The 26,179-nt window shown below is 60.3% G+C and carries 22 protein-coding genes, 2 tRNA genes and 1 riboswitch; of the genes, 21 read left to right on the top strand and 3 right to left on the bottom strand.

Features of this window, described 5'->3' with window-relative positions; all coding sequences use genetic code 11:
• Positions 1-81: 81 nt before the first annotated feature.
• Entirely contained in the window at positions 82-351 is a 270-nt protein-coding gene (locus tag AC3WKX_RS14045; RefSeq protein ID WP_003214348.1) for a DUF2790 domain-containing protein, read from the bottom strand.
• A gap of 394 nt (positions 352-745) precedes the next feature.
• On the opposite strand from AC3WKX_RS14045, the gene acs reads away from it, so the two are divergent.
• The 14 genes from acs to astE all read left to right on the top strand — a co-directional run bounded on the left by acs (position 746) and on the right by astE (position 16,952).
• Positions 746-2,701: an acetate--CoA ligase gene (acs, locus tag AC3WKX_RS14040; RefSeq protein ID WP_003214346.1), complete on the top strand. Its 1,956-nt coding sequence runs from the start codon at positions 746-748 to the stop codon at positions 2,699-2,701.
• A 683-nt stretch (positions 2,702-3,384) separates the two neighbouring features.
• On the top strand, positions 3,385-4,170 hold the full coding sequence (locus tag AC3WKX_RS14035; protein WP_003214343.1) for an ABC transporter substrate-binding protein: 786 nt from the start codon (positions 3,385-3,387) through the stop codon (positions 4,168-4,170).
• Positions 4,171-4,261: 91 nt separating this feature from the next.
• Complete coding sequence (locus tag AC3WKX_RS14030) at positions 4,262-4,951, top strand: ABC transporter permease (RefSeq protein ID WP_003214341.1); 690 nt, start codon at positions 4,262-4,264, stop codon at positions 4,949-4,951.
• Entirely contained in the window at positions 4,948-5,646 is a 699-nt protein-coding gene (locus tag AC3WKX_RS14025) for an ABC transporter permease (protein ID WP_008435252.1), read from the top strand. The genes AC3WKX_RS14030 and AC3WKX_RS14025 overlap by 4 nt, the downstream gene beginning before the upstream one ends.
• A gap of 1 nt (position 5,647) precedes the next feature.
• The gene (locus tag AC3WKX_RS14020) at positions 5,648-6,760 is read left to right on the top strand and encodes a succinylglutamate desuccinylase/aspartoacylase family protein (RefSeq protein WP_008435255.1); all 1,113 of its coding nucleotides are present in this window, start codon (positions 5,648-5,650) and stop codon (positions 6,758-6,760) included.
• A gap of 27 nt (positions 6,761-6,787) precedes the next feature.
• Positions 6,788-7,552: an ABC transporter ATP-binding protein gene (locus AC3WKX_RS14015; RefSeq protein WP_003214336.1), complete on the top strand. Its 765-nt coding sequence runs from the start codon at positions 6,788-6,790 to the stop codon at positions 7,550-7,552.
• A 248-nt stretch (positions 7,553-7,800) separates the two neighbouring features.
• Complete coding sequence (locus AC3WKX_RS14010) at positions 7,801-8,781, top strand: GlxA family transcriptional regulator (protein ID WP_003214334.1); 981 nt, start codon at positions 7,801-7,803, stop codon at positions 8,779-8,781.
• A 309-nt stretch (positions 8,782-9,090) separates the two neighbouring features.
• On the top strand, positions 9,091-10,311 hold the full coding sequence (locus AC3WKX_RS14005) for an aspartate aminotransferase family protein (RefSeq protein ID WP_003214332.1): 1,221 nt from the start codon (positions 9,091-9,093) through the stop codon (positions 10,309-10,311).
• A 245-nt stretch (positions 10,312-10,556) separates the two neighbouring features.
• The gene (gene aruF / locus AC3WKX_RS14000; protein WP_003214328.1) at positions 10,557-11,576 is read left to right on the top strand and encodes an arginine/ornithine succinyltransferase subunit alpha; all 1,020 of its coding nucleotides are present in this window, start codon (positions 10,557-10,559) and stop codon (positions 11,574-11,576) included.
• A 49-nt stretch (positions 11,577-11,625) separates the two neighbouring features.
• Entirely contained in the window at positions 11,626-12,651 is a 1,026-nt protein-coding gene (gene astA / locus AC3WKX_RS13995) for an arginine N-succinyltransferase (protein WP_102606423.1), read from the top strand.
• Positions 12,648-14,117, top strand: coding sequence for a succinylglutamate-semialdehyde dehydrogenase (gene astD, locus AC3WKX_RS13990; RefSeq protein WP_168197533.1), 1,470 nt, complete (start codon positions 12,648-12,650; stop codon positions 14,115-14,117). The genes astA and astD overlap by 4 nt, the downstream gene beginning before the upstream one ends.
• Before the next feature lie 158 nt (positions 14,118-14,275).
• Entirely contained in the window at positions 14,276-15,622 is a 1,347-nt protein-coding gene (astB, locus tag AC3WKX_RS13985; protein ID WP_102606410.1) for an N-succinylarginine dihydrolase, read from the top strand.
• Between the two features lie 23 nt (positions 15,623-15,645).
• A complete protein-coding gene (locus tag AC3WKX_RS13980) occupies positions 15,646-15,936 on the top strand; it encodes a hypothetical protein (RefSeq protein WP_003214319.1) in 291 nt (96 codons plus the stop codon).
• A gap of 11 nt (positions 15,937-15,947) precedes the next feature.
• Positions 15,948-16,952, top strand: coding sequence for a succinylglutamate desuccinylase (astE, locus tag AC3WKX_RS13975; RefSeq protein ID WP_003214315.1), 1,005 nt, complete (start codon positions 15,948-15,950; stop codon positions 16,950-16,952).
• Positions 16,953-17,082: 130 nt separating this feature from the next.
• Here astE and AC3WKX_RS13970 read toward each other — a convergent pair whose 3' ends face one another.
• Positions 17,083-17,592 (bottom strand): 6,7-dimethyl-8-ribityllumazine synthase, encoded by a 510-nt coding sequence (locus AC3WKX_RS13970; protein WP_003214313.1) that lies wholly within the window; start codon positions 17,590-17,592, stop codon positions 17,083-17,085.
• A 111-nt stretch (positions 17,593-17,703) separates the two neighbouring features.
• Positions 17,704-17,873: riboswitch (FMN riboswitch) on the bottom strand.
• 190 nt (positions 17,874-18,063) lie between these two features.
• On the opposite strand from AC3WKX_RS13970, the gene ltaE reads away from it, so the two are divergent.
• The 7 genes from ltaE (at position 18,064) to mgtE (ending at position 25,665) form a co-directional block, all read left to right on the top strand.
• Positions 18,064-19,068, top strand: a complete 1,005-nt coding sequence (ltaE, locus tag AC3WKX_RS13965) for a low-specificity L-threonine aldolase (protein ID WP_102606409.1) — start codon at positions 18,064-18,066, stop codon at positions 19,066-19,068.
• 146 nt (positions 19,069-19,214) lie between these two features.
• Positions 19,215-21,833 carry an alanine--tRNA ligase gene (alaS, locus tag AC3WKX_RS13960; protein ID WP_102606408.1) on the top strand — a complete coding sequence of 873 codons (2,619 nt, stop codon included), beginning with the start codon at positions 19,215-19,217 and terminating at the stop codon, positions 21,831-21,833.
• Between the two features lie 95 nt (positions 21,834-21,928).
• Complete coding sequence (locus AC3WKX_RS13955) at positions 21,929-23,170, top strand: aspartate kinase (protein ID WP_003214308.1); 1,242 nt, start codon at positions 21,929-21,931, stop codon at positions 23,168-23,170.
• A 186-nt stretch (positions 23,171-23,356) separates the two neighbouring features.
• Entirely contained in the window at positions 23,357-23,545 is a 189-nt protein-coding gene (gene csrA / locus AC3WKX_RS13950; protein ID WP_002554426.1) for a carbon storage regulator CsrA, read from the top strand.
• Positions 23,546-23,607: 62 nt separating this feature from the next.
• Positions 23,608-23,698: transfer RNA gene (locus AC3WKX_RS13945), tRNA-Ser, on the top strand.
• A 108-nt stretch (positions 23,699-23,806) separates the two neighbouring features.
• Positions 23,807-23,883 (top strand) — tRNA-Arg (locus tag AC3WKX_RS13940).
• 339 nt (positions 23,884-24,222) lie between these two features.
• On the top strand, positions 24,223-25,665 hold the full coding sequence (mgtE, locus tag AC3WKX_RS13935; RefSeq protein ID WP_003214265.1) for a magnesium transporter: 1,443 nt from the start codon (positions 24,223-24,225) through the stop codon (positions 25,663-25,665).
• Positions 25,666-25,768: 103 nt separating this feature from the next.
• On the opposite strand, the gene AC3WKX_RS13930 is transcribed toward mgtE, so the two are convergent.
• Complete coding sequence (locus AC3WKX_RS13930) at positions 25,769-26,095, bottom strand: Arc family DNA-binding protein (protein WP_003175643.1); 327 nt, start codon at positions 26,093-26,095, stop codon at positions 25,769-25,771.
• Positions 26,096-26,179 lie beyond the last annotated feature (84 nt).

The following is a 26,179-nucleotide window of genomic DNA, read 5'->3' as shown; positions in this document are numbered from 1 at the left end:
TAGGGGATAAGCCGGCTCTTTGCCGCAAGAACGATTTCTTGCGGCGAATAAGATCAGGTTCAGTTCAAACTAACGAAGTTATTATCCGTTAGAGCAACCGTTACCCATGACCTGATATTGAAGAATATGACGCTGACCTTGTGAGTCTTCATATTCCATCTTTACCGGTACTACTTGGCATACATCCGGGACTTCACTCATGGACACTACTTTGGCGACGTCCAGATGGGTGCTGTAAGTGTAATCCTCAACAATCGGGGTGCTCTGGCTGGCTACGTCAGTCGGGGCTTCGTCGGCCAGGGCGGCGGTGGCGCACAAGCTGCTAAGGGCCATAACTAATAACGCTTTCATTTGACTATTTACCTTTTGGCGGTCGAAAGGGGTCACGGGGCCCTTGTGAGGCCACGTGTGTAACTTGATTGGGAAGTTCGGATTAACGTTGCCTTCGTGGGGGCTGTTACGTTGTTAATCACAGTGCCTTGATGGCGAGGTTGATTTTAGGCGTCCGAGTTATATTCATATACCCGTGCTTTTGATAAACACTATTGGTGGTTTTTGTAACAATCCCGAAATGAAGGTTTTTTCAGAAACCTGCAAAGCGCCACGGGCCGCGGGCCAGAGCGCTGCCAGGGGATAGGTGGGCAATTTGTAGGGGCTTGTTACTACCATCGTCGAATGGTTCTATAGGTCCGGCCCGGCTACAACAGGGCCATACAACAACAACTATGTCACCGAGGTAAGAAAGATGAGTGCGGCTTCTCTGTACCCCGTTCGCCCCGAAGTAGCAGCCAATACGCTGACCGATGAGGCGACCTACAAGGCCATGTACCAGCAGTCGGTGGTCAACCCCGACGGTTTCTGGCGCGAGCAAGCCAAGCGCCTTGACTGGATCAAGCCTTTCACCACGGTGAAGCAGACCTCCTTCGACGATCACCATGTCGACATCAAATGGTTTGCCGACGGCACCCTCAACGTTTCCTACAACTGCCTGGACCGCCACCTCGCCGAGCGTGGCGACCAGCCAGCAATCATCTGGGAGGGCGACGACCCTGCCGAAAGCCGCACCATCACCTACCGCGAGCTGCATGAAGAAGTCTGCAAGTTCGCCAACGCCCTGCGCGGCCAGGATGTGCACCGCGGCGACGTGGTGACTATCTATATGCCGATGATTCCCGAAGCCGCGGTCGCCATGCTGGCCTGTGCCCGGATCGGTGCGATTCACTCGGTGGTGTTTGGCGGGTTCTCGCCAGAGGCCCTGGCCGGTCGGATCATCGACTGCAAATCCAAGGTGGTGATCACCGCCGACGAAGGCATTCGTGCCGGCAAGAAGATTTCCCTGAAGGCCAACGTCGACGACGCCCTGACCAACCCGGAAACCAGCAGCATCCAGAAAGTCATCGTGTGCAAGCGCACCGGTGGCAACATCAAGTGGAACCAGCATCGCGACATCTGGTACGAAGACCTGATGAAAGTGGCGGGCACCGTGTGTGCGCCGAAAGAGATGGGCGCCGAAGAAGCGCTGTTCATCCTTTACACCTCTGGCTCCACCGGCAAGCCGAAGGGCGTGCAGCACACCACCGGCGGCTACCTGTTGTACGCAGCCCTGACCCACGAGCGCGTGTTTGACTACCGTCCGGGCGAAATCTACTGGTGCACCGCCGACGTCGGCTGGGTCACCGGCCACACCTATATCGTCTATGGCCCACTGGCCAACGGCGCGACCACGCTGATGTTCGAAGGCGTGCCGAACTATCCGGACATCACCCGGGTGGCGAAGATCGTCGACAAGCACAAAGTGAACATCCTCTACACCGCACCGACCGCGATCCGCGCCATGATGGCCTCCGGCACCGCCGCCTGCGAAGGCGCCGATGGCAGCAGCTTGCGCCTGCTGGGTTCGGTGGGTGAGCCGATTAACCCGGAAGCGTGGGACTGGTACTACAAGAACGTCGGCCAATCCCGTTGCCCGATCGTCGATACCTGGTGGCAGACCGAGACCGGCGGCAACATGATGAGCCCGCTGCCGGGCGCCCATGCCCTCAAGCCGGGTTCGGCGGCGCGCCCATTCTTTGGCGTGGTACCGGCGCTGGTGGATAACCTCGGCAACCTGATTGAAGGCGTAGCCGAGGGTAACCTGGTGATCCTGGATTCGTGGCCGGGCCAGGCACGTACGCTGTATGGCGACCATGACCGGTTTGTGGACACCTACTTCAAGACCTTCCGTGGCATGTACTTCACCGGTGACGGTGCGCGCCGTGACGAGGATGGCTACTACTGGATCACCGGGCGGGTGGATGACGTGCTGAACGTCTCCGGCCACCGCATGGGCACCGCCGAGATTGAGAGCGCCATGGTTGCGCACCCGAAAGTCGCGGAAGCGGCGGTGGTGGGGGTGCCTCATGACATCAAGGGCCAGGGCATCTATGTGTATGTCACGCTGAAAAACGGCGAAGAGCCGAATGAAGCGTTGCGCCTGGAGTTGAAAAACTGGGTGCGTAAAGAGATCGGGCCGATTGCTTCACCGGATGTGATCCAGTGGGCACCGGGCTTGCCGAAGACCCGTTCGGGGAAAATCATGCGCCGGATCCTGCGCAAGATTGCCACCGCTGAATACGACGGGTTGGGCGATATCTCCACCCTGGCGGATCCGAGTGTGGTGGCGCATCTGATCGAAACGCACAAGACCATGAACGTCGCGTAAGGCGGTTTGTGGGACAAAGCCCCATCCGGCGTAGGCCGGGTGGGGCTTTTTTGTGCGATCGGACAGGCGACCTATAACCCCTGTGGGAGCGGGCTTGCTCGCGAAGGCGGCGTGTCAGCCAGCACATCACCCACTGACACACCGCCTTCGCGAGCAAGCCCGCTCCCACATTTTGATTGCATTCCAAGATTGGTCATTCAGTGGCGCGACTTACACAAGGCCAATAAATATCGGATTGTGTTGTAGGAAGTTTCTGAATGTTACCGAACCTAGCAAATGTGTAACCCCACGCCCAAACATGAGGCAAAGTGCTACGCCGTTGCCCCGAAAACCCGCGTCTTAGACGCCCTGAAAAATTAGATCCAACGCTACACTTGCCGTGCTAGAAGGGTTTGCGAATAATAGGCCCGCAACTTGCAGCGTTAACAGGTTTAATATCTTTTGCCTCTGCATAAAATCAAGAGGCTGTCAATGTGCTGGAACCGCTTTCTCGGTGCTTCTGTAAATTGTTGTCGCATTGAGGAAATATCGGCTTCCGGCCTGTCGTTAGAATGCCGATCACTCGCTCGTCGTCGCCGATGCTGAACTGGCGCAGGACGCAGCACCGCTATTCGGTTTCACTCATTCGCATCGTGGGCCCTGGCTCATACTGCTGTTTTGCCCTATACCGATGGAGTCCCAAGATGAAGAAACTCGTGCTGTTGGGCGCCCTGGCGCTGTCCGTGCTGTCCATGCAGGCTTTCGCCGAAGGCAAGCCACTGAAGATTGGTATTGAAGCGGCTTACCCTCCGTTTGCCTCCAAGGCACCGGACGGCAGCATCGTCGGTTTTGACTACGACATCGGCAACGCCCTGTGTGAGCAGATGCAGGTCAAGTGCACCTGGGTCGAGCAGGAATTCGACGGCCTGATCCCGGCGCTGAAAGTGCGCAAGATCGACGCCATCCTGTCCTCGATGTCCATCACCGACGATCGCAAGAAGTCCGTGGACTTCACCAACCGCTACTACCTGACCCCAGCTCGCCTGGTATTGAAGGAAGGCACTGCCGTCAGCGACAGCCTGGATGAATTGAAAGGCAAGAAAATCGGCGTGCAGCGCGGTTCGATCCACGACCGTTTCGCCAAGGAAGTGCTGGCTCCCAAAGGCGCCACCATTGTTCCTTACAGCTCGCAGAACGAAATCTACCTGGACGTAGAAGCCGGTCGCCTTGATGGCACCGTAGCCGACGCCACCCTGTTGCAGGAAGGCTTCCTCGACACGCCAGCCGGTAAAGGCTACGCGTTCACCGGCCCGGCCTTCACCGACGCCAAGTACTTCGGCGACGGTATCGGCATCGCGGTACGTAAAGGCGACAAGGAAAACCTGGACCGCATCAACGCTGCAATCGCTGCGATCCGTGCCAACGGCAAGTACAAGGCAATCCAGGACAAGTACTTCAACTTCGACATTTACGGCCCAGAAGCCAAGTAAACCGTCGCAGCTGTCTGTCCAGAATGGCGCAAGCACCAGGATCTCTGAAGTTTGCGCCATTTTTTCATCCCCCTTTTCGAGGACCTGAATCATGTTGAAAGGCTACGGGGCTGTCATCCTCGATGGCGCATGGTTGACGCTTCAGCTCGCCTTGTCGTCCATGGCCCTGGCCATTGTTCTGGGTCTGATCGGGGTCGCGTTGCGCCTCTCGCCGGTGCGCTGGTTGGCCTGGCTGGGCGACCTGTACTCCACGGTGATCCGCGGGATCCCCGACCTGGTGCTGATCCTGCTGATTTTCTACGGCGGTCAGGACCTGCTTAACCGCGTTGCGCCGTTGCTCGGCTACAACGACTACATTGACTTGAACCCCTTGGCCGCCGGTATCGGCACCCTGGGTTTCATCTTTGGCGCCTACCTTTCGGAAACCTTCCGTGGCGCCTTCATGGCCATTCCCAAGGGCCAGGCCGAAGCCGGCCTGGCGTATGGCATGAGCCCGTTCCAGGTGTTTTTCCGGGTGATGGTGCCGCAGATGATTCGGCTGGCGATCCCCGGGTTTACCAACAACTGGCTGGTACTGACCAAGGCCACCGCATTGATTTCGGTGGTGGGCCTGCAAGACATGATGTTCAAGGCCAAGCAGGCGGCAGACGCCACCCGCGAACCTTTTACCTTCTTCCTCGCAGTGGCGGCGATGTACCTGGTGATCACCAGCGTGTCGTTGCTGGCCCTGCGTCATCTTGAGAAGCGCTACTCGGTAGGCGTAAAGGCGGCTGATCTATGATCTTCGACTACAACGTCATCTGGGAGGCCATGCCGCTGTACCTCGGCGGCTTGCTGACCACCCTGAAACTGCTGGCCATTTCGCTGTTCTTCGGTTTGCTCGCGGCCTTGCCCCTGGGCCTGATGCGCGTGTCCAAGCAGCCGATCGTCAACGGTGTTGCCTGGCTCTACACCTATGTGATTCGCGGCACGCCGATGCTGGTGCAGCTGTTCTTGATCTACTACGGCCTGGCCCAGTTCGAAGCGGTGCGCGAAAGCTTCATGTGGCCACTGCTGTCCAGCGCGACCTTCTGCGCGTGCCTGGCGTTTGCCGTGAACACCAGCGCCTATACCGCCGAGATCATCGCCGGCAGCCTCAAGGCCACGCCCCACGGCGAGATCGAGGCAGCCAAGGCCATGGGCATGTCGCGCTACAAGCTGTACCGCCGGATCCTGCTGCCATCGGCCCTGCGCCGGGCGCTGCCGCAATACAGCAACGAAGTGATCATGATGCTCCAGACCACCAGTCTTGCGTCCATCGTCACCCTGATCGACATCACCGGTGCCGCACGCACGGTGAACGCCCAGTACTACTTGCCGTTCGAAGCCTATATCACTGCGGGTGCGTTCTACCTGTGCCTGACCTTCATCCTGGTGCGCCTGTTCAAGTTGGCCGAAGGCCGCTGGCTGAGCTACCTGGCTCCACGGAAGCATTGATATGGAACGTATCGATCACCTGTTGCCCTGGGGTCACCTGGGCTGCGAACGCCAGCTGACGGTGTTTCGTTTCGGTAGCGGCGAGCGCAAGGCTTATATCCAGGCCAGCCTGCACGCGGATGAATTGCCCGGCATGCGCGCCGCCTGGGAGCTGAAAAAGCGCCTGACGGAACTGGAACAGCAAGGCGCCCTCAACGGCGTGATCGAGCTGGTCCCCGTCGCCAATCCGATGGGCCTGGGGCAACTGCTGCAAGGCAGTCACCAGGGCCGTTTCGAGATCGGCAGCGGCAAGAATTTCAACCGCGACTTCGTTGAGTTGAGCGAGCCGGTTACCGAGTTGCTCAACGGCAAGCTGGGGGATGATCCTCACGCCAATGTGCGCTTGATCCGCCAGGCCATGAGCGATGCGCTCAATGCGTTGCCGGCGCCGAGCAGCCAGTTGCAAGGCATGCAGCGGGTGTTGCTGAGCCATGCCTGCACCGCCGACGTGGTCCTCGACCTGCATTGCGACGCCGAAGCCGCGTTGCACATGTACGCGCTGCCGCAACACTGGCCGCAGTGGCGTTCGCTGTCGGCGCACCTGAATGTGAAGGTCGGCCTGCTGGCGGAAGATTCCGGCGGCAGTTCGTTTGACGAAGCCTGCTCGCTACCGTGGCTGCGGCTGTCCCGGGCGTTCCCCGAGGCGCAGATTCCCCTGGCGTGCCTGGCGACGACTCTGGAGCTGGGTGGCCAGGCCGATACTGGCCGTGACGAAGCGATTTTCCACGCTGAAGGCATCCTGGCGTTCCTCGCCGAGCAAGGCCTGATCCGTGGTGAATGGCCCGCGCCGCAGCACGAACCCTGTGAAGGCCTGCCTTTCGAAGGCACCGAGTTGTTGTTCGCGCCCCACGCCGGCGTGATCAGCTACCTGCGTAAAGCCGGTGACGTAGTCGAAGCCGGCGACCCGATATTTGAAGTGATCGATCCCTTGTCCGACCGCGTGAGCATTGTTTGCGCGGGTACGCCTGGGGTGTTGTTTGCCGTTGAACGGCTACGTTATGCCCAAGCGGGTTTCTGGCTGGCCAAGGTGGCGGGGCGCGAAGCGCTGCGGCACGGGCGCTTGCTCAACGACTGACCAACTGTTTTTGTGAGAACCGACCGCATGTACAAACTTGAAGTCCAAGACCTGCATAAACGCTATGGCAGTCATGAAGTGCTCAAAGGTGTGTCCCTGGCCGCCGCGGCCGGTGATGTGATCAGCATCATCGGGTCCAGTGGCTCGGGCAAAAGTACCTTTTTGCGCTGCATCAACCTGCTGGAGCAACCCCACGCCGGCAAGATTCTGCTCAATAACGAAGAGCTGAAACTGGTGGCCAACAAAGACGGCGCCATGAAGGCTGCAGACCCGAAACAGCTGCAACGCATGCGTTCGCGACTGTCGATGGTGTTTCAGCACTTCAACCTGTGGTCCCACATGACCGCGCTGGAAAACGTCATGGAAGCACCGGTGCACGTCTTGGGCATGTCGAAAAAAGACGCCCGGGAAAAGGCCGAGCACTACCTGGCTAAAGTCGGTGTGGGCCATCGTAAGGATGCGTTCCCTGGCCACATGTCCGGCGGTGAACAGCAACGCGTGGCGATTGCCCGTGCCCTGGCGATGGAGCCTGAGGTGATGCTGTTCGACGAACCCACTTCGGCCCTCGACCCGGAGCTGGTGGGCGAAGTGCTGAAGGTGATGCAGGACCTGGCCCAGGAAGGCCGGACCATGGTGGTGGTGACCCACGAAATGGGCTTTGCCCGTGAAGTCTCCAACCAGTTGGTATTCCTGCACAAAGGCATCGTTGAAGAACGTGGCAACCCGCGCGAAGTGCTGGTCAACCCACAGTCCGAGCGTTTGCAGCAGTTTCTTTCCGGCAGCTTGAAGTAAACAGAACTGCTTTTATGCACTGAATTAGTGCAAGCTTCACAATCCTGAGGTTGCCCCAATCCCCTGTGGGAGCGGGCTTGCTCGCGAAAGCGGTGTATCAGTTGATACATCCGGTGACTGATCCACCGCATTCGCGAGCAAGCCCGCTCCCACATTTGGATCTTCACCCGCTTTAGAGATTTGTGTTGGTTTACCGGCTAGCATTGGCCTTTGTCTTCATTACTGTTACTCGCTTCGGATAGCACTCCATGACTGCCCATCGAATTGGTTTCCTGATTTGGCCCAGCACTAAAGCACTGACGCTTGCGCTGGCTGAGGAGGCCTTGCGCGTTGCTCAGCGGGTGCATCCGGACGTGGTGTACGAACTCTCGTTTTTGCAGGCCGAACCGCCAATCGACGGCGCCTGGCAACTGCCGGGTGAGCCCTGGGCTGGCAAGCTGGAAGGTTTCCAAAAGCTGTTCCTGCTGGCCGATGAGCCACCGACCGTCATCGCCTCCCAGCTCAGCACCGCCCTCAAGCAACTGGTGCGTGCCGGGTGTGTGATCGGCGGCCTGTCGGCCGGTGTGTATCCGTTGGCCCAACTCGGTCTGCTCGACGGCTATCGCGCCGCTGTGCACTGGCGCTGGCAGGACGATTTCGCCGAGCGTTTCCCCAAGGTCATCGCCACCAGCCATCTGTTCGACTGGGACCGTGACCGCCTGACCGCCTGCGGTGGCATGTCGGTACTCGACCTGCTGCTGGCAGTGCTGGCCCGTGACCACGGCGCCGAACTGGCCGGGGCAGTCTCGGAAGAGCTGGTGGTAGAGCGCATCCGTGAGGGCGGCGAGCGCCAGCGCATCCCACTGCAAAACCGTCTGGGTTCCAGCCATCCAAAGCTGACCCAGGCCGTGTTGCTGATGGAGGCCAACATCGAAGAGCCGCTGACCACCGACGAAATCGCCCAGCATGTGTGCGTGTCCCGACGACAGCTCGAGCGGATCTTCAAGCAATACCTCAATCGTGTCCCCAGCCAGTACTACCTGGAACTGCGCCTGAACAAGGCCCGCCAGATGCTCATGCAAACCAGCAAGTCGATCATCCAGATCGGCCTGTCCTGCGGCTTCTCCTCGGGGCCGCACTTCTCCAGCGCCTACCGCAACTTCTTCGGCGCCACCCCTCGTGAAGACCGCAACCAGCGCCGCAGCAGCAGCCCGTTCGAATTGTCGTCGGTGCCGTCCGAGCGCGGCTAGGCATCAGTGCTCGGCCGGCATCTCCAGGCATGACGCTGTTCCTGTGCGCGGATGAGATCAACAGCAGACCAAAACGGCCATCGGCGACGGCATTGGATAGTTGTGCCTCACCGACCGCCCAAAACCGACCCGGGCGGTTTAAACTGCGCCATTGCGATGCTATTTGTCGCATTGGCGTAAACCCGCGAAAATCGCGGGTTGGCGCTATAAGAAGTTGTCGCTTGGCGGCAAGGCCGCGCTGAAAACTGTCCTTACAATCCCTGCATCGCCCGCCAGTTTCAGGCAGGCGTTCCTCTTCAGGAGACTCCGATGTCCGTTGAGCAAGCCCCGGTGCAACGTGCCGATTTCGACCAGGTCATGGTTCCCAACTACGCACCTGCCGCTTTCATCCCCGTGCGTGGCGCAGGTTCGCGCGTATGGGACCAGGCGGGCCGAGAGCTGATCGACTTTGCCGGCGGCATCGCGGTCAACGTATTGGGCCACGCCCACCCGGCGCTGGTCGGTGCACTGACCGAACAGGCCAACAAGCTGTGGCACGTGTCCAACGTCTTCACCAATGAGCCGGCCCTGCGCCTGGCCCATAAGCTGATCGACGCCACGTTTGCCGAGCGTGTGTTCTTCTGCAACTCCGGCGCCGAAGCCAACGAGGCCGCCTTCAAGTTGGCCCGTCGTGTCGCGTTCGACCGCTTCGGCACCGAGAAATACGAAATCATCGCCGCGCTGAACAGCTTCCACGGCCGTACCCTGTTCACCGTGAACGTGGGTGGCCAGTCGAAGTACTCCGACGGCTTCGGTCCGAAGATCGTCGGCATCACCCACGTGCCTTACAACGATCTGGAGGCGCTGAAAGCCGCCGTCTCGGACAAGACCTGCGCCGTGGTGCTGGAGCCGATCCAGGGCGAAGGCGGCGTGCTGCCGGCAGAACTGTCGTACCTGCAAGGTGCCCGCGACCTGTGCGACGCGAACAACGCGCTGCTGGTGTTCGACGAAGTGCAAACCGGCATGGGCCGCAGCGGCGAGTTGTTCGCCTATCAGCATTACGGCGTCGTGCCGGACATCCTCACCAGCGCCAAGAGCCTGGGCGGCGGTTTCCCGATCGCGGCCATGCTGACTCGCGAAGACCTGGCCAAGCACCTGGTGGTCGGCACCCACGGCACCACCTACGGCGGCAACCCGCTGGCGTGCGCGGTGGCGGAAGCGGTGATCGACGTGATCAACACCCCGGAAGTGCTGGCTGGCGTTAATGCCAAGCACGACTTGTTCGTTTCCCGTCTGGAGAAGATTGGCCAGCAATACGGCATCTTCACCGAAGTGCGTGGCCTGGGCCTGCTGCTCGGTTGCGTGCTGAGCGATGCCTGGAAAGGCAAGGCCAAGGACATCTTCAACGCCGCCGAGCGCGAAGGCTTGATGATCCTGCAAGCCGGCCCGGATGTGGTGCGCTTCGCCCCGAGCCTGGTGGTGGAAGATGCCGATATCCAGGAAGGTCTGGACCGCTTCGAACGTGCGGTGAAAAAGCTGACGCAAGCCTGATGGACCGTTGGGTGCCCGGCGAGTCGGGCGCCCAACACAAATTTTGTATGCCGGACTCTTTAGTTGAAGCTGTGAAGATCAAATGTGGGAGCGGGCTTGCTCGCGAATGCAGTGGCTCAGTCACCTGAAATGTTGAATGACACACCGCTTTCGCGAGCAAGCCCGCTCCCACACTTGACCTCACTGATTTCAAGATCGTGTCCGGCATTTTTTCCTGTGAGTTTTTCGAGTTAAGGAGTGACACCATGCTGGTGATGCGCCCCGCGCAAATGGCTGATCTGGGCGAGGTACAGCGTCTGGCTGCGGACAGCCCGATTGGTGTCACCTCCTTGCCGGATGATGTCGAACGCCTGAGCGACAAGATCGCTGCGAGCGAAGCGTCCTTCGCCGCCGAGGTCAGCTTCAACGGTGAAGAAAGCTATTTCTTCGTCCTGGAAGACACCGACGCCGGCAAGCTGGTGGGCTGTTCGGCCATCGTTGCCTCGGCCGGCTACTCGGAACCGTTCTACAGCTTCCGTAACGAGACCTTCGTGCATGCGTCCCGCGAGCTGAAGATTCACAACAAGATCCATGTGCTTTCGCAGTGCCATGACCTCACCGGCAACAGCCTCCTGACCAGTTTCTACGTGGTGCCGGAGCTGGTGGGTTCGCCGTGGTCGGAACTCAACTCCCGTGGCCGCCTGCTGTTCGTGGCCGGCCACCCGGAGCGCTTCGCCGATTCGGTGGTCACCGAGATTGTGGGCTACAGCGACGAGAACGGTGATTCGCCGTTCTGGGACGCCATCGGCCGCAACTTCTTCGACCTCAACTACGCCGCTGCCGAGCGCCTGTGCGGGTTGAAGAGCCGGACCTTTCTCGCCGAACTGATGCCGCACTATCCGATCTACGTGCCGCTGTTGCCCGACGAAGCCCAGGAAGCCATGGGCCAGGTGCACCCGCGGGCGCAGATCACCTTCGACATCCTGATGCGCGAAGGCTTCGAGACCGACCATTACATCGACATCTTCGACGGCGGCCCAACCCTGCATGCGCGCGTCTCGGGCATTCGCTCGATCGCCCAGAGCCGTGTGGTGCCGGTGAAGATCGGTGAGATGGTCAAGGGTGTCGGCCGCCAGTACCTGGTGAGCAACGGCCAGTTGCAGGATTACCGCGCGGTGATGCTGGAGCTGGACTACGCGCCGGGCAAGCCAGTGACCCTGGACCTGGAAACCGCCGAAGCCCTGGGCGTCGGCGAAGGTGCCAGCGTTCGACTGGTAGCGGTTTAAGAATGAGTTTCGCGGGTGGCTTGCAAGGCGGCCCGTTTGAGGAGATAGCATGATCGTTCGTCCCGTACGCAGCAGCGATTTACCGGCCCTGATTGATCTGGCGCGCAGCACCGGCACCGGCCTCACCACCTTGCCGGCCAACGAAGAGCGCCTGACCCATCGGGTCGGCTGGGCTGAAAAGACCTTTCGCGGCGAAGCCGGGCGCGGTGATGCGGACTACCTGTTCGTGCTGGAAAACGACGAAGGCCGCGTGGTGGGGATTTCCGCCATCGCCGGTGCAGTCGGCCTGCGCGAGCCCTGGTACAACTTCCGGGTCGGCCTGACGGTCAGCGCCTCCCAGGAGCTGAACATCTACCGTGAAATCCCGACGCTGTTTCTGGCCAACGACCTGACCGGCAACTCCGAGCTGTGCTCGTTGTTCCTGCACGCCGATTACCGCAACGGCCTTAACGGCCGCATGCTGGCCAAGGCGCGCATGCTGTTTATCGCGGAATTCCCGCAGCTGTTCGGCAACAAGATCATCGCCGAGATGCGCGGCATGTCCGACGAAGCCGGGCGCTCGCCGTTCTGGGAAAGCCTGGGCCGGCACTTCTTCAAGATGGAATTCAGCCAGGCCGACTACCTCACCGGCGTGGGCAACAAGGCGTTTATCGCCGAGCTGATGCCGAAGTTTCCGCTGTACACCTGCTTCCTGTCTGAAGACGCGCGCAACGTGATCGGCAAGGTCCACACCGACACCGAGCCGGCCCTGAGCATGCTCAAGAGCGAAGGTTTCAACTACCAGGGCTACGTCGACATCTTCGACGCGGGCCCGGCGGTGGAGTGTGAAACCACCAAGATCCGCGCGGTACGTGACAGCGAAGCGCTGGTGCTGGCGATTGGTACGCCGGGCGACGACGCCACGCCGTTCCTGATCCATAACCGCAAACGTGAAGATTGCCGCATCACCGCCGCACCGGCGCGGTTGGCTGCGGGCACCCTGGTGGTCGATCAACAGACCGCCAAGCGCCTGCAACTGATCGCCGGTGATCAAGTGCGTGCCGTACCGTTGTCCGCTGCCCGGGAGTCGAAATAATGAATTCGCTATACATCGCAGGTGAATGGCTGGCTGGCCAGGGTGAAGTGTTTGAGTCGCTGAACCCGGTGACTCAGCAGGTGGTGTGGTCGGGTAATGGCGCCACCGCCGAGCAGGTCGAGTCCGCCGTCCAGGCTGCACGCCAGGCGTTTCCGGCCTGGGCCAAGCGTTCGTTGGAAGAGCGCCTGAGCGTGCTGGAAGCCTTCGCCGCCAACCTGAAGAGTCGTGCTGACGAACTCGCCCGCTGCATCGGTGAGGAAACCGGCAAGCCTTTGTGGGAATCGGCGACTGAAGTCACCAGCATGGTCAACAAGGTCGCGATCTCGGTGCAAAGCTACCGCGAACGTACCGGCGAAAAGAGCGGCCCGTTGGGCGACGCCACTGCCGTATTGCGCCACAAGCCCCACGGTGTAGTGGCGGTGTTTGGCCCCTACAACTTCCCGGGTCACTTGCCTAACGGGCATATCGTGCCGGCCTTGCTGGCGGGTAACACCGTGCTGTTCAAGCCGAGCGAGCTGACCCCGAAAGTTGCCGAGCTGACCGTGCAATGCTGGATCGACGCCGGCCTGCCGGCGGGCGTGTTGAACCTGCTGCAAGGCGCACGGGAAACCGGGATCGCCCTGGCGGCGAATCCGGGCATCGACGGTCTGTTCTTCACCGGCTCCAGCCGCACCGGCAACCATCTGCACCAGCAATTCGCCGGGCGCCCGGACAAGATCCTGGCGCTGGAAATGGGCGGCAACAACCCGCTGGTGGTGGACGAAGTGGCCGATGTGGATGCGGCCGTGTACACCATTATCCAGTCGGCGTTTATCTCCGCTGGCCAGCGTTGCACCTGTGCCCGTCGCCTGCTGGTGCCGGAAGGCGCCTGGGGCGATGCGTTGCTCGCACGCCTGGTGGCGGTGAGCTCGACCATCGAAGTCGGCGCATTTGACCAGACGCCGGCGCCGTTCATGGGCTCGGTGATTTCCCTCGGTGCTGCCAAGGCGTTGATGGATGCCCAGGAATTGCTGTTGGCCAATGGCGCCGTGGCGCTGTTGGAAATGACTCAACCCCAGGCCCAGGCTGCGTTGCTGACGCCGGGGATTATCGATGTGACCGAGGTTACGGAACGCGCTGACGAAGAGCTGTTCGGCCCACTGCTGCAAGTGATCCGCTACGCTGATTTCGAGGCGGCGATTGCCGAGGCCAACAACACTCAATACGGCTTGGCGGCCGGGTTGCTGTCGGATTCCGAGGCGCGTTACCAGCAGTTCTGGCTGGAAAGCCGCGCCGGGATCGTCAACTGGAACAAACAGCTGACGGGTGCTGCGAGCAGCGCGCCATTTGGCGGAGTAGGGGCTTCGGGCAACCATCGCGCCAGCGCCTATTACGCGGCGGACTATTGCGCGTACCCGGTGGCCTCCCTTGAGACCCCGAGCCTGGTGCTACCGGCGACGTTAACCCCGGGTGTAACGCTGATCTAAATGTGGGAGCGGGCTTGCTCGCGAAGGCGGTGTGTCATTCAACATTTCAGGCGACTGAACCACCGCTTTCGCGAGCAAGCCCGCTCCCACACTTGATTTGTGGTGTGTTCAAGTAATTTGATGCCTATAAAAATACAGATGTTCGTGGAGCCTCGCCGATGAAATCCTGTGAAGTCAATTTTGACGGTCTAGTGGGGCCGACCCATAACTACGGCGGCTTGTCCTACGGCAACGTCGCGTCCCAAAGCAACAGCCAGCAGTCCTCCAACCCGAAGGAAGCGGCGCTGCAAGGCTTGGCGAAGATGAAGGCCCTGATGGAAATGGGCTTTGTGCAAGGTGTGCTGGCGCCCCAGGAACGTCCGGATGTGGCCGCCTTGCGCAACCTCGGTTTTGCCGGCACCGACGCACAAGTCATCCAGCAGGCCGCCAAGCAAGCCATGCCGCTGCTGGTTGCCAGTTGCTCGGCGTCGAGCATGTGGGTGGCCAATGCCGCGACCGTCAGCCCGAGCGCCGACACCTTTGACGGCCGCGTGCATTTCACCGCCGCCAACCTCAACTGCAAATACCACCGCAGCATCGAACACCCGACCACCAGCCGCGTGCTGGGGGCGATGTTTGCCGATGGCAAACACTTCGCCCACCACGCCGCGTTGCCGGCGGTGGCGCAGTTTGGTGACGAAGGCGCGGCCAACCACACGCGTTTCTGCCGGGACTATGGCGAGGCGGGCGTAGAGTTTTTCGTGTTCGGCCGCAGCGCGTTCGACACCCGCTACCCGGCGCCGCAAAAGTACCCGGCGCGCCAGACCCTCGAAGCCTCCCAGGCGGTCGCGCGCCTGCATGGCCTGCGGGAAGACGGTGTGGTTTACGCGCAGCAGAACCCGGCGGTGATCGATGCCGGTGTGTTCCACAACGATGTGATCGCGGTGGGCAATGGCGAGGTGCTGTTCTATCACGAGGACGCGTTCCTCAATACCGATCAGATGCTCGGCGAATTGCAGGGCAAGCTCGGCAAGCTCGGCGGCAATTTCCAGTCGATCTGCGTGCCACGGGCCCAGGTGGGTGTTGAAGACGCGGTGCGTTCCTACCTGTTCAACAGCCAGCTGCTGACCCGCGCCGACGGTTCGATGCTGCTGATCGTGCCGGAAGAATGCCGCGCCAACGAGCGTGTCTGGCAGTACCTGCAAGGCCTGACGTCCTCCGGCGGGCTGATCCGTGAAGTCAAAGTCTTCGACCTCAAGCAAAGCATGCAGAACGGCGGTGGCCCGGCGTGCCTGCGCTTGCGTGTAGCCTTGAATGAAACCGAACTGGCGGCGGTCAACCCAGGGGTTATCATGACGGCGCCGTTGTACGACACGCTGACCCAATGGGTCGACAAGCACTACCGCGACAGCCTGCGGGAAACCGACCTGGCTGACCCGCAATTGCTGCTTGAGTGCCGGACGGCACTGGATGAACTGACGCAAATCCTTAAACTGGGCTCGGTTTATCCTTTCCAGATCAATTAACGCCGCACGGCTGAGAACTATTTATGACCACCGACACCCTGAAACTGATCCTTGAAGATACCGACGGCACCCAGCTGGAAACCTCCTGCACCCGCGTCGCCGTGGTGTGGCAGGGCAAGGAGATCTGGATCCAGCACGACGGCCGTGGCCAACTGCTGATCGGCGTGGACGTGGAAGAAGGCGACGCGGAATACGCCAACCTGCTGATGCGCCCATTGGCCACCAACCTGATGAGCCTGCAACTGGAAATGGAACCGGCCGACGTTGAAGGTGATGACGACGATCACGTCCACGGTCCTGGCTGCAACCACTAAGGAAGCTGCGTATGCTCGCCCTCGGCAAACTGCTTGAACTGACCCTCGCCGGTCGCGAACCGGCGCAAAAAATTCAACTGACTGTCGACGGCGTGCAACTGCGCTGGCTCAGTGAGGGCGCGCTGGAAGTGCGGCCTCCTGAGGCGCGGGACAACGGCAGCGACGTACTGCTGTCGTCCGGCATCCATGGCAACGAAACCGCGCCAATCGAATTGGCCGACCGCTTGCTGCAGGGCATCGCCCGTGGGGAGATCAAGCCCCGCACCCGTATCCTGTTCCTGTTCGGCAACCCCGAGGCCATGCGCCGCGGCGAGCGTTACCTCGAACTGGACGTCAACCGGCTGTTCAATGGCCGTCATGAACAAAACATCGGCCCTGAAGCCATGCGCGCCGCCGAGCTTGAACAGTTGGCCCGCACCTTCTTCAGCGTGCCTGGGCGTAGCCGTTTGCACTACGACCTGCACACCGCCATCCGTGGCTCGAAGATCGAGCAGTTCGCACTGTACCCGTGGAAGGACGGTCGCCAGCATTCACGTCGTGAACTGGCGCGCCTGCGAGCCGCCGGCCTGGAGGCGGTGCTGTTGCAGAACAAGACGTCGATCACCTTCACGGCGTTTACCTATGAGCAGCTGGAGGCCGAGTCCTTCACCCTGGAGTTGGGCAAGGCCCGGCCGTTCGGGCAGAACCAGGGCGTGGACGTATCGCGCCTGGAAACCCGCCTCACGCAGATCATCGAGGGCAACGAGCCGGCCACCGAGAGCCTGGATGGCCTGCAGCTGTTCAGCGTCTCCCGGGAAGTGATCAAGCACAGCGATACCTTCGTCCTGCATTTGCCGGCGGACGTGGAAAACTTTTCGGAGTTGGAGAAGGGTTATCTGCTGGCCGAGGACATTGCCAAGACCCGCTGGGTGATCGAGGAGGAGGGCGCGCGCATCATCTTCCCGAACCCGAAGGTCAAGAATGGCTTGCGAGCGGGGATATTGATTGTGCCGACTACGGATGCCGGCCTGGCCTGAACCCCGAGACCGACTCGGTCAAATGTGGGAGCGGGCTTGCTCGCGAAGGCGGTGTATCAGTCAGACATGTATTGACTGACACTCCGCTTTCGCGAGCAAGCCCGCTCCCACATTTGCTTTGCAGTGTTGCTTAAACCGCGAGAGCCCGTGGCTCATTGCGACGCAGTGCGCGAACCTTGTGCAGGGTGTCGGCGCAGGTGCGTGCCGCTTCCTGGCCCTTGTGCACGAAGTGCTCATAGAAGAACGTATGGTGCTCGCTGCCCGCGTGGAAGTGGTGCGGGGTCAGGGATACCGAGAACACCGGCACTTCGGTTTCCAGCTGGACCTGCATCAGGCCGCTGACCACGGACTGGGCCACGAACTCGTGACGGTAGATCCCGCCGTCCACCACCAGGGCGGCCGCGACGATACCGGCATAACGGCCGGACTTGGCCAGCAGCTTGGCGTGCAGGGGCATTTCAAAGGCGCCGCCGACTTCGAAGAAATCGATGTCCGATTCCTGGTAGCCCTGGGCGATCATTTCGGCGAGGAAACCTTTACGGGATTGGTCGACAATATCCTTGTGCCAGCAGGCCTGGATAAACGCGACGCGCTCGCCGTGATGGTTTTTGCTTTTGCTGTCGATTGCGGTGGGTTGCATGTTCTGACTCCTGTTTAAGAAAAAAACAGGGCGTTATGAATCGAATGGGATTTAAGGGTACGCACAGCGGGCTCATGTGAACATGACGTCAGCGCGGCCCTTAGGTGCCAATCCCGTTCTCTCTTCATCCGGACTATGACCGTCGGCCCCGGGATCACACCGGGTCTGCTGACCTTGTCGCCGTCCTGCCGAGGCAGTTCGAGGCGCCAAGCGCTCGCGGGCTATGCACGTTGCGTGCAATTACCGCCGGTGGGGAATTACACCCCGCCCTGAGAACGTTGCCGCCAGAACCCTGGCGGCGGAGAGTTTTTATCATGGTTTTTCAGAAACTGCACGGTTGGTTTATCGATAACCTATATCGGTTTGTTTGGTTGGTATTCGATTGTGCAAGCACGGGGCTTGATATTCCGCGGGTTTGCCCGCAGTAATCGTTAACACAAGAAACGCTCCAATCCGCTAGAGGCTAGTTTGATGAACGTGATTGACCTGCGCAGCGACACAGTGACCCAACCGACCCCTGGCATGCTCGAGGCGATGGCCACTGCCGCCAGCGGCGACGACGTCTACGGCGAGGACCCGAGCGTCAATCGCCTGGAAGCCGAACTGGCCAGGCGCCTGGGTTTTGCCGCCGCGTTGTTCGTGCCCACCGGCACCATGAGCAACCTGCTGGCATTGATGGCGCACTGTGAGCGTGGCGAGGAATACATCGTCGGTCAGCAGGCCCACACCTACAAATACGAAGGCGGCGGCGCGGCGGTTCTCGGCTCGATCCAGCCACAACCCCTGGAAGTGCAGGCCGACGGTTCCCTGAACCTGGAGCACGTGCTGGCGGCGATCAAGCCGGACGACTTCCACTTCGCCCGCACCCGCTTGCTGGCGCTGGAAAACACCATGCAGGGCAAGGTCCTGCCGCTGGAATACCTGGCGGCCGCGCGAGCCTTTACCCGGGAACACGGACTGGCCTTGCACCTGGACGGCGCGCGGCTCTACAACGCGGCGGTCAAGCTGGGTGTGGATGCACGGGAGATCGCCCAGCACTTCGATTCGGTGTCGGTGTGCCTGTCCAAGGGCCTGGGCGCGCCGATCGGCTCGGTGCTGTGCGGCTCCACCGCGTTGATCGCCAAGGCCCGTCGTTTGCGCAAGATGGTCGGTGGCGGCATGCGCCAGGCCGGTTCGCTGGCGGCGGCGGGGCTGTACGCCCTGGATCACCAGGTGCAGCGCCTGGCCGACGACCACGCCAATGCCCAATGGCTGGGGGATGAACTGCGCAAGGCGGGTTATACGGTGGAGCCGGTGCAGACCAACATGGTCTACGTCGACATCGGTGATCGAGCCCAGGCCTTGAAGGCGTTTGCTGCCGAGCGCGGGATCAAGTTGAGCGCGGCGCCGCGCCTGCGCATGGTCACGCACCTGGACGTCAGCCGGGCGCAGATCGAGCAAGTGCTCGCGACATTTGTCGAGTTTTCCCGGAAATGACAGTGCAGACCGTCTAATTGACTGTTTCTATCACATAAACACGCTGTACCACGGGCAAAGGGCCGATATAATGCGGCCCTTTGCCGTCGCTCCGTCTGATGACGTTTAGCACTGGCCTTTGGCCGCAGCCTCCGTGGAAGAACCTAATGAAAAGCGCAGAAATCCGTGAAGCCTTCCTTCGCTTCTTCGAAGAGCAAGGTCACACCCGTGTCGCCTCCAGCTCCTTGATCCCAGGCAATGACCCAACCCTGCTGTTCACCAACGCGGGGATGAACCAGTTCAAGGACTGCTTCCTGGGCCAGGAAAAGCGCGCCTACACCCGCGCCACCAGCAGCCAGAAGTGCGTACGCGCCGGCGGCAAGAACAGCGACCTGGAAAACGTGGGCTACACCGCCCGCCACCACACATTCTTCGAGATGCTGGGTAACTTCAGCTTCGGCGACTATTTCAAGAAAGACGCGATCACCTTTGCCTGGACCTTCCTGACCGGCGTGCTGAAGCTGCCGAAGGAAAAACTCTGGGTGACCGTCTACGCCACCGATGACGAAGCCTACGACATCTGGACCCAGCAAATCGGGGTGCCAGTCGAGCGCATGATTCGCATCGGCGACAACAAGGGCGCGCCTTACGCGTCCGACAACTTCTGGACCATGGGCGATACCGGCCCGTGCGGGCCGTGCACCGAGATTTTCTACGATCACGGCGCCGACATCTGGGGTGGCCCACCGGGCTCGCCGGAAGAAGACGGCGACCGCTACATCGAAATCTGGAACAACGTGTTCATGCAGTTCAACCGCACCGCCGATGGCGTGTTGCATCCGTTGCCAGCGCCGTCGGTGGACACCGGCATGGGCCTGGAGCGGATCAGTGCGGTGATGCAGCACGTTCACTCCAACTACGAGATCGACCTGTTCACCAACCTGCTGAGCGCTTCGGCCGCGGCCATTGGCTGTGCCAACGACAACCAGTCGTCGCTCAAGGTGGTGTCGGATCACATCCGTTCCTGCGGCTTCCTGATCGCCGATGGCGTGCTGCCGTCGAACGAAGGCCGTGGCTATGTGCTGCGCCGCATCATCCGTCGCGCCTGCCGTCACGGTAACAAGCTGGGCGCCACCGGCAGCTTCTTCTACAAGATCGTTGCCGCGCTGGTGGCCGAGATGGGCGATGCCTTCCCGGAACTCAAGCAGCAGCAAGCCAACATCGAGCGCGTGCTCAAGGCTGAAGAAGAGCAGTTCTCCAAGACCCTGGAGCACGGCCTGAAGATCCTCGAGCAGGACCTGGCGGAGCTCAAGGGCACCGTGGTGCCGGGCGACGTCGTGTTCAAGCTGTACGACACCTACGGTTTCCCGATGGACCTGACCGCCGACATCGCCCGCGAACGCGAGCTGACCATCGACGAGGCCGGGTTTGAGCGTGAGATGGAAGCCCAGCGCGTCCGTGCCCGTTCCGCCAGCTCCTTTGGCCTGGACTACAACACCCTGGTAAAGGTTGATGTGGCGACTTCGTTCATTGGTTACGAAGCCACCGTTGGCTCGGCCAAGATCGTGGCTATCTATAAGGATGGCAAGTCGGTCGACGTGCTGAACGAAGGTGACGAGGGCGTTGTGGTCCTCGACCAGACCCCGTTCTACGCTGAATCCGGTGGCCAGGTTGGCGACTGTGGTTTCCTGAGCTCCACCTCCGGTCGTTTTGAAGTGCGCGACACCACCAAGACCGGCGGTGCGTTCCTGCATCACGGCGTGCTGGTGCTGGGCAACCTGACCGTCGGCGCCCCGGTGGACACTCAGGTAGATGCCGACGTACGGCATGCAACTGCCTTGAACCATTCTGCCACTCACTTGCTGCACGCTGCGTTGCGTCAGGTGCTGGGTGAGCATGTGCAACAGAAGGGTTCGTTGGTCGATAGCCAGCGCCTGCGTTTTGACTTCAGTCATTTCGAGGCGATCAAGCCTGAGCAGTTGAAGGCCCTGGAAGACATCGTCAACGCCGAGATTCGCAAGAACACCCCGGTGGAAACCGAAGAAACCGATATCGAGAGCGCCAGGAAGAAAGGCGCCATGGCGCTGTTTGGCGAGAAGTACGGCGACGAAGTGCGCGTATTGAGCATGGGCGGCAGCTTCTCGGTGGAGCTGTGTGGTGGTATTCACGCCAGCCGTACCGGCGACATCGGCCTGCTGAAAATCATCAGCGAAGGCGGCGTGGCTTCCGGCGTACGTCGTATTGAAGCGATCACCGGTGCTGCGGCCCTGGCCTACCTCAATGCGGCAGAAGAACAACTCAAGGAAGCGGCCGGCCTGGTCAAGGGCAGCCGCGACAACCTGATCGACAAGCTCTCCGGCGTACTGGAGCGCAACCGTCAGCTGGAGAAACAGCTGGAGCAGTTGCAGGCCAAGGCGGCCAGCGCGGCGGGCGACGATCTGTCGGCTTCCGCCCTGGACGTCAAGGGTGTGAAAGTGCTGGCCGTACGCCTGGACGGTCAGGACGGCAAGGCGCTGTTGGCCTTGGTCGATCAGTTGAAGAACAAGCTCGGCCGCGCAGTGATCCTGCTCGGCAGTGTCCATGAGGAAAAGGTCGTTCTGGTTGCCGGTGTAACCAAAGACCTGACTGGCCAACTCAAGGCCGGTGATTTGATGAAGCAAGCCGCCGCGGCAGTGGGCGGGAAGGGCGGTGGTCGTCCGGACATGGCGCAAGGCGGTGGTGTTGACGCCGGCGCCCTGGACGCGGCCCTGGCCCTGACCGTGCCGTTTGTCGAGGCAGGTATTTAAGACGCTGTTAATGAGCCCGTGGTCTAGTCGCGGGCTCAGTCAGTGCTGGTTGATTGAATAACAGGCGCCCCTTTACGGGCTGAGGCGGCTTAGAAATGGCTTTGATCGTACAGAAATTTGGAGGCACCTCGGTCGGCTCTGTCGAAAGAATCGAGCAGGTCGCCGACAAGGTTAAGAAATTCCGCGATGCCGGCGATGACCTGGTGGTGGTGCTGTCGGCCATGAGCGGCGAGACCAATCGCCTGATCGATCTGGCCAAGCAAATCAGTGGCGATCAGCAACCGGTTCCCCGTGAACTGGACGTGATCATTTCCACCGGGGAGCAGGTGACCATCGCATTGCTGGCCATGGCGCTGAACAAGCGTGGTGTGCCGGCGGTGTCCTACACTGGCAACCAGGTCCGCATTCTTACGGATAGCGCGCACACTAAAGCCCGCATCCTGCAGATTGATGACCAGAAGATTCGCGCTGACCTGAAAGCCGGTCGTGTGGTCGTTGTCGCCGGTTTCCAGGGCGTCGACGAGCACGGCAACATCACCACCCTCGGTCGTGGCGGTTCCGACACCACTGGCGTGGCCCTGGCGGCAGCCCTGAAGGCTGACGAATGCCAGATCTACACCGATGTGGATGGCGTCTACACCACTGACCCGCGGGTCGTGTCCGTGGCTCAGCGCCTGGACAAGATCACCTTCGAAGAGATGCTGGAAATGGCCAGCCTCGGTTCCAAGGTGTTGCAGATCCGTGCCGTTGAGTTCGCCGGCAAATACAACGTTCCGCTGCGCGTACTGCACAGCTTCAAGGAGGGTCCGGGCACCCTCATTACTATTGATGAAGAGGAATCCATGGAACAGCCGATCATTTCCGGTATCGCTTTCAACCGTGATGAAGCCAAGCTGACTATCCGTGGCGTGCCAGACACCCCGGGCGTGGCTTTCAAGATCCTGGGCCCTATCAGTGGCGCGAACATCGAAGTCGACATGATCGTGCAGAACGTCTCGCACGATAACACCACCGATTTCACCTTCACCGTGCACCGCAACGAGTACGATGCGGCGGAGCGGATCCTGCAGAACACTGCGAAGGAAATCGGCGCCCGTGAAGTGGTCGGCGATACGAAGATTGCCAAGGTGTCGATCGTGGGTGTGGGCATGCGTTCCCATGCGGGTGTTGCCAGCCGCATGTTCGAAGCCCTGGCCAAGGAAAGCATCAACATCCAGATGATCTCCACATCGGAAATCAAGGTGTCGGTGGTGATCGAAGAGAAGTACCTGGAACTGGCTGTACGCGCACTGCATACCGCTTTTGAGCTGGACGCTCCGGCCCGACAGGGCGAGTGATGCGTTGCCAGGAAGGCGCGGTTATCCGCGCCTTTCATTTTTTTGTCGGGTGTGTGGTTAAGACCTGTTCTTTTACCTGCGCTCGACAATACTTAGGCGTGTAGGGCTATGGCCATTTGGTTGTAGGTCGAATGCCTTTTTTTTGCAGACTGTTGTTCCCGAAATGAAATGCGTGAGGAGAAAGGTATGCTGATTCTGACTCGTCGATGCGCAGAAAGCCTGATTATTGGTGATGGCGAAATCACCGTGACCGTGCTCGGCGTCAAAGGCAATCAAGTGCGTATCGGGGTTAACGCTCCGAAAGAGGTGGCTGTCCACCGCGAGGAAATCTACCTGCGGATCAAGAAAGAGAAGGACGAAGAACCAAGCCATTAATTTTTATCGTTTTTTATGTTTGCAAACGGGGATGAAGCTGGTTAATATACGCCCCGTGTTGCGGAGAGCTGGCCGAGTGGCCGAAGGCGCTCCCCTGCTAAGGGAGTACACCTCAAAAGGGTGTCGGGGGTTCGAATCCCCCGTTCTCCGCCATTATTTGCTTAGTACGTTGCAATCTGGTTTTTTCGCTAAGTTGTTGAAACTAAACGAAAAAATAGCTTTACATAGAGATTGAACGGCCTATAATGCGCGGCAACAAATGCACTCGTAGCTCAGCTGGATAGAGTACTCGGCTACGAACCGAGCGGTCACAGGTTCGAATCCTGTCGAGTGCACCAAACAACAAAAAGCCCGCCTAGTGCGGGCTTTTTGCCGTCTGGGGTTTTTATTTCCCGGGGCGCCTTTTTCTCCCGCCCATGTGTTTTCCTTTCAAGCTGCGTCGTCGCAGTTCATATGTGTGGCCAATGCTCAGCTTTGTGTCGCAAGCGCTTGTTCTTTCCAGTTTTTTGACGTTAAACGCGGCCGCCCGGTGTATCATTGCGCCCGTCAGCCCCGCCGGGGCTTGTGGAACGCCTCCATGGACTTACCCAGTAGTTACTCAGTACCCCGTTTTACCAATCATGAATTGACTGATTGATCCTTCCGGCGTGCCCCGCTGCTGGGAGTGGAGTTCGCCTATGACCGAAGTTGAAGTAAAGAAAACACAAGAAAGCCTGCAGGATCGCCTGGCTCAAGTCGTCGAGCTGCTGCAGCGCCAGCGCGTGGTCGAAGACCTGACGCATCGCCAGGAAGGCGCGAACAATGACCGGGTCGAGAACCTGGTCCACCGGCAAAACCTTGTCGAGCTGCAACGCAAGCTCGATGACCTGCACTCCGCCGACGTTGCCTACATCCTCGAAGCCTTGCCGCTGAATGACCGCCTGACCCTTTGGCAGTTGGTCAAGGCTGACCGCGACGGCGACATCCTCCTCGAAGTATCCGACTCGGTCCGTGAAACCCTGATCGCCGACATGGACGATCACGAGCTCCTGGCGGCCGCCAAGGACATGGATGCCGACGAACTCGCTGACTTGGCTTCCGAGCTGCCGCGTGACGTCGTCCATGAGCTGATGGAAACCCTCGATGGCCAGCAGCGCGAGCGTGTGCGCTCGGCGTTGTCCTACGACGAGGAGCAGGTCGGTGCGTTGATGGACTTCGAGATGGTCACCATCCGCGAAGACGTCAGCCTGGAAGTGGTTCTGCGCTACCTGCGCCGGTTGAAAGAGCTGCCAGGCCACACCGACAAGCTGTTCGTGGTCGACTACGAAGGGATCCTCAAGGGCGTACTGCCGATCAAGCGCCTGCTGGTCAATGATCCGGACAAAAAAGTCGCGGACGTCATGGCCAGTGACCCGGTGAGTTTCCATCCTGACGAAGACGCTTACGACGCGGCCCAGGCGTTTGAGCGTTATGACTTGATCTCGGCCCCGGTGGTCGACAAGAACGGCAAGCTGATCGGCCGTCTGACCATCGATGAAATGGTCGACCTGATTCGTGAGGAGAGCGAAAGCGAAGTCCTCAACATGGCCGGTCTGCGGGAAGAAGAGGATATTTTTGCGTCGGTCTGGAAGTCCCTGCGTAACCGCTGGGCCTGGCTGGCGGTGAATTTGATTACCGCGTTTATTGCTTCACGAGTGATCGGCCTGTTTGAAGGCTCCATCGAGAAGCTCGTGGCCCTGGCTGCACTGATGCCGATTGTGGCGGGTATTGGCGGTAACTCGGGTAACCAGACCATCACCATGATCGTCCGCGCCATGGCGCTGGATCAGGTGGGGACCGGGCATGGCAAGCGTTTGATGCGCAAGGAGCTTGCGGTCGCGCTGATCAACGGCCTGGTGTGGGGCGGTGTCATCGGTATCGTGGCGTACCTGCTGTATGGCAGCTGGTCGCTCGGCGTGGTCATGACGGCGGCCATGACGCTTAACCTGCTGCTGGCAGCGTTGATGGGTGTTCTGATTCCAATGACCCTGGTGCGCCTTGGACGAGACCCGGCGATGGGCGCCAGTGTGATGATCACGGCCATGACCGACAGTGGTGGCTTCTTCATCTTCCTGGGCCTGGCAACCATCTTCCTGCTTTGATCCTTTCCATGGATCGGGGGCATTTGCCCCTTGATCCTTTCCTGACCAAATCCCGGGCAAAAAAAAGCCAGCGCATGGCTGGCTTTCAGCTTTCAGTTGCCAATCAGTTGGCTTCTGCAGCTGCCTCAACGTCGTGGGCGATCAGCGAGACGAGAGCATTTTGCTGGCGGTGGGAGAGCTGACGAAAACGCTGCAGCAGTTCGCGTTCGTGCAGTGACAGCTCGGGGCTGTCCAGGCGCATGCTCAGCTCGTCGCCCAGCGCACCTTCCTGAATCAGGCTTTGTTCCAGGCGTGCGATGATTTCGGAGTTCATGCTGCGGTGATGATTGCGAGCCACCTCGGCAATGCGTTCCCGCATTCCGTCTGGCAGACGTACGACGAACTTGTCAGCCGTACGGCTGGAATAAATTGCCTGTTTCAATGGGCGCATATATTTATGCGGATTCCACGCCATTCGGACACTCAGCCCACGCTGATCCGGACACCTGTTCCACGCTCATTCGGACAGGCAGTC

It is taken from the genome of Pseudomonas sp. GP01-A4 (assembly GCF_058780865.1).
The sequence above is the reverse complement of the archived record's forward strand: the minus strand, read 5'-3'. Positions and strand labels throughout refer to the sequence as shown.

Coding starts and splice junctions, on each gene's coding strand:
- AC3WKX_RS14020 (WP_008435255.1), top strand. CDS start 5,648: ATGGAACGTATCGATCACCTGTTGCCCTGGGGTCACCTGGGCTGCGAA.
- astA (WP_102606423.1), top strand. CDS start 11,626: ATGATCGTTCGTCCCGTACGCAGCAGCGATTTACCGGCCCTGATTGAT.
- AC3WKX_RS14030 (WP_003214341.1), top strand. CDS start 4,262: ATGTTGAAAGGCTACGGGGCTGTCATCCTCGATGGCGCATGGTTGACG.
- csrA (WP_002554426.1), top strand. CDS start 23,357: ATGCTGATTCTGACTCGTCGATGCGCAGAAAGCCTGATTATTGGTGAT.
- AC3WKX_RS14035 (WP_003214343.1), top strand. CDS start 3,385: ATGAAGAAACTCGTGCTGTTGGGCGCCCTGGCGCTGTCCGTGCTGTCC.
- AC3WKX_RS13930 (WP_003175643.1), bottom strand. CDS start 26,095: ATGCGCCCATTGAAACAGGCAATTTATTCCAGCCGTACGGCTGACAAG.
- aruF (WP_003214328.1), top strand. CDS start 10,557: ATGCTGGTGATGCGCCCCGCGCAAATGGCTGATCTGGGCGAGGTACAG.
- AC3WKX_RS13955 (WP_003214308.1), top strand. CDS start 21,929: ATGGCTTTGATCGTACAGAAATTTGGAGGCACCTCGGTCGGCTCTGTC.
- AC3WKX_RS14045 (WP_003214348.1), bottom strand. CDS start 351: ATGAAAGCGTTATTAGTTATGGCCCTTAGCAGCTTGTGCGCCACCGCC.
- astB (WP_102606410.1), top strand. CDS start 14,276: ATGAAATCCTGTGAAGTCAATTTTGACGGTCTAGTGGGGCCGACCCAT.
- astE (WP_003214315.1), top strand. CDS start 15,948: ATGCTCGCCCTCGGCAAACTGCTTGAACTGACCCTCGCCGGTCGCGAA.
- alaS (WP_102606408.1), top strand. CDS start 19,215: ATGAAAAGCGCAGAAATCCGTGAAGCCTTCCTTCGCTTCTTCGAAGAG.
- AC3WKX_RS14005 (WP_003214332.1), top strand. CDS start 9,091: ATGTCCGTTGAGCAAGCCCCGGTGCAACGTGCCGATTTCGACCAGGTC.
- AC3WKX_RS13970 (WP_003214313.1), bottom strand. CDS start 17,592: ATGCAACCCACCGCAATCGACAGCAAAAGCAAAAACCATCACGGCGAG.
- acs (WP_003214346.1), top strand. CDS start 746: ATGAGTGCGGCTTCTCTGTACCCCGTTCGCCCCGAAGTAGCAGCCAAT.
- AC3WKX_RS14010 (WP_003214334.1), top strand. CDS start 7,801: ATGACTGCCCATCGAATTGGTTTCCTGATTTGGCCCAGCACTAAAGCA.
- ltaE (WP_102606409.1), top strand. CDS start 18,064: ATGAACGTGATTGACCTGCGCAGCGACACAGTGACCCAACCGACCCCT.
- AC3WKX_RS13980 (WP_003214319.1), top strand. CDS start 15,646: ATGACCACCGACACCCTGAAACTGATCCTTGAAGATACCGACGGCACC.
- AC3WKX_RS14015 (WP_003214336.1), top strand. CDS start 6,788: ATGTACAAACTTGAAGTCCAAGACCTGCATAAACGCTATGGCAGTCAT.
- AC3WKX_RS14025 (WP_008435252.1), top strand. CDS start 4,948: ATGATCTTCGACTACAACGTCATCTGGGAGGCCATGCCGCTGTACCTC.
- mgtE (WP_003214265.1), top strand. CDS start 24,223: ATGACCGAAGTTGAAGTAAAGAAAACACAAGAAAGCCTGCAGGATCGC.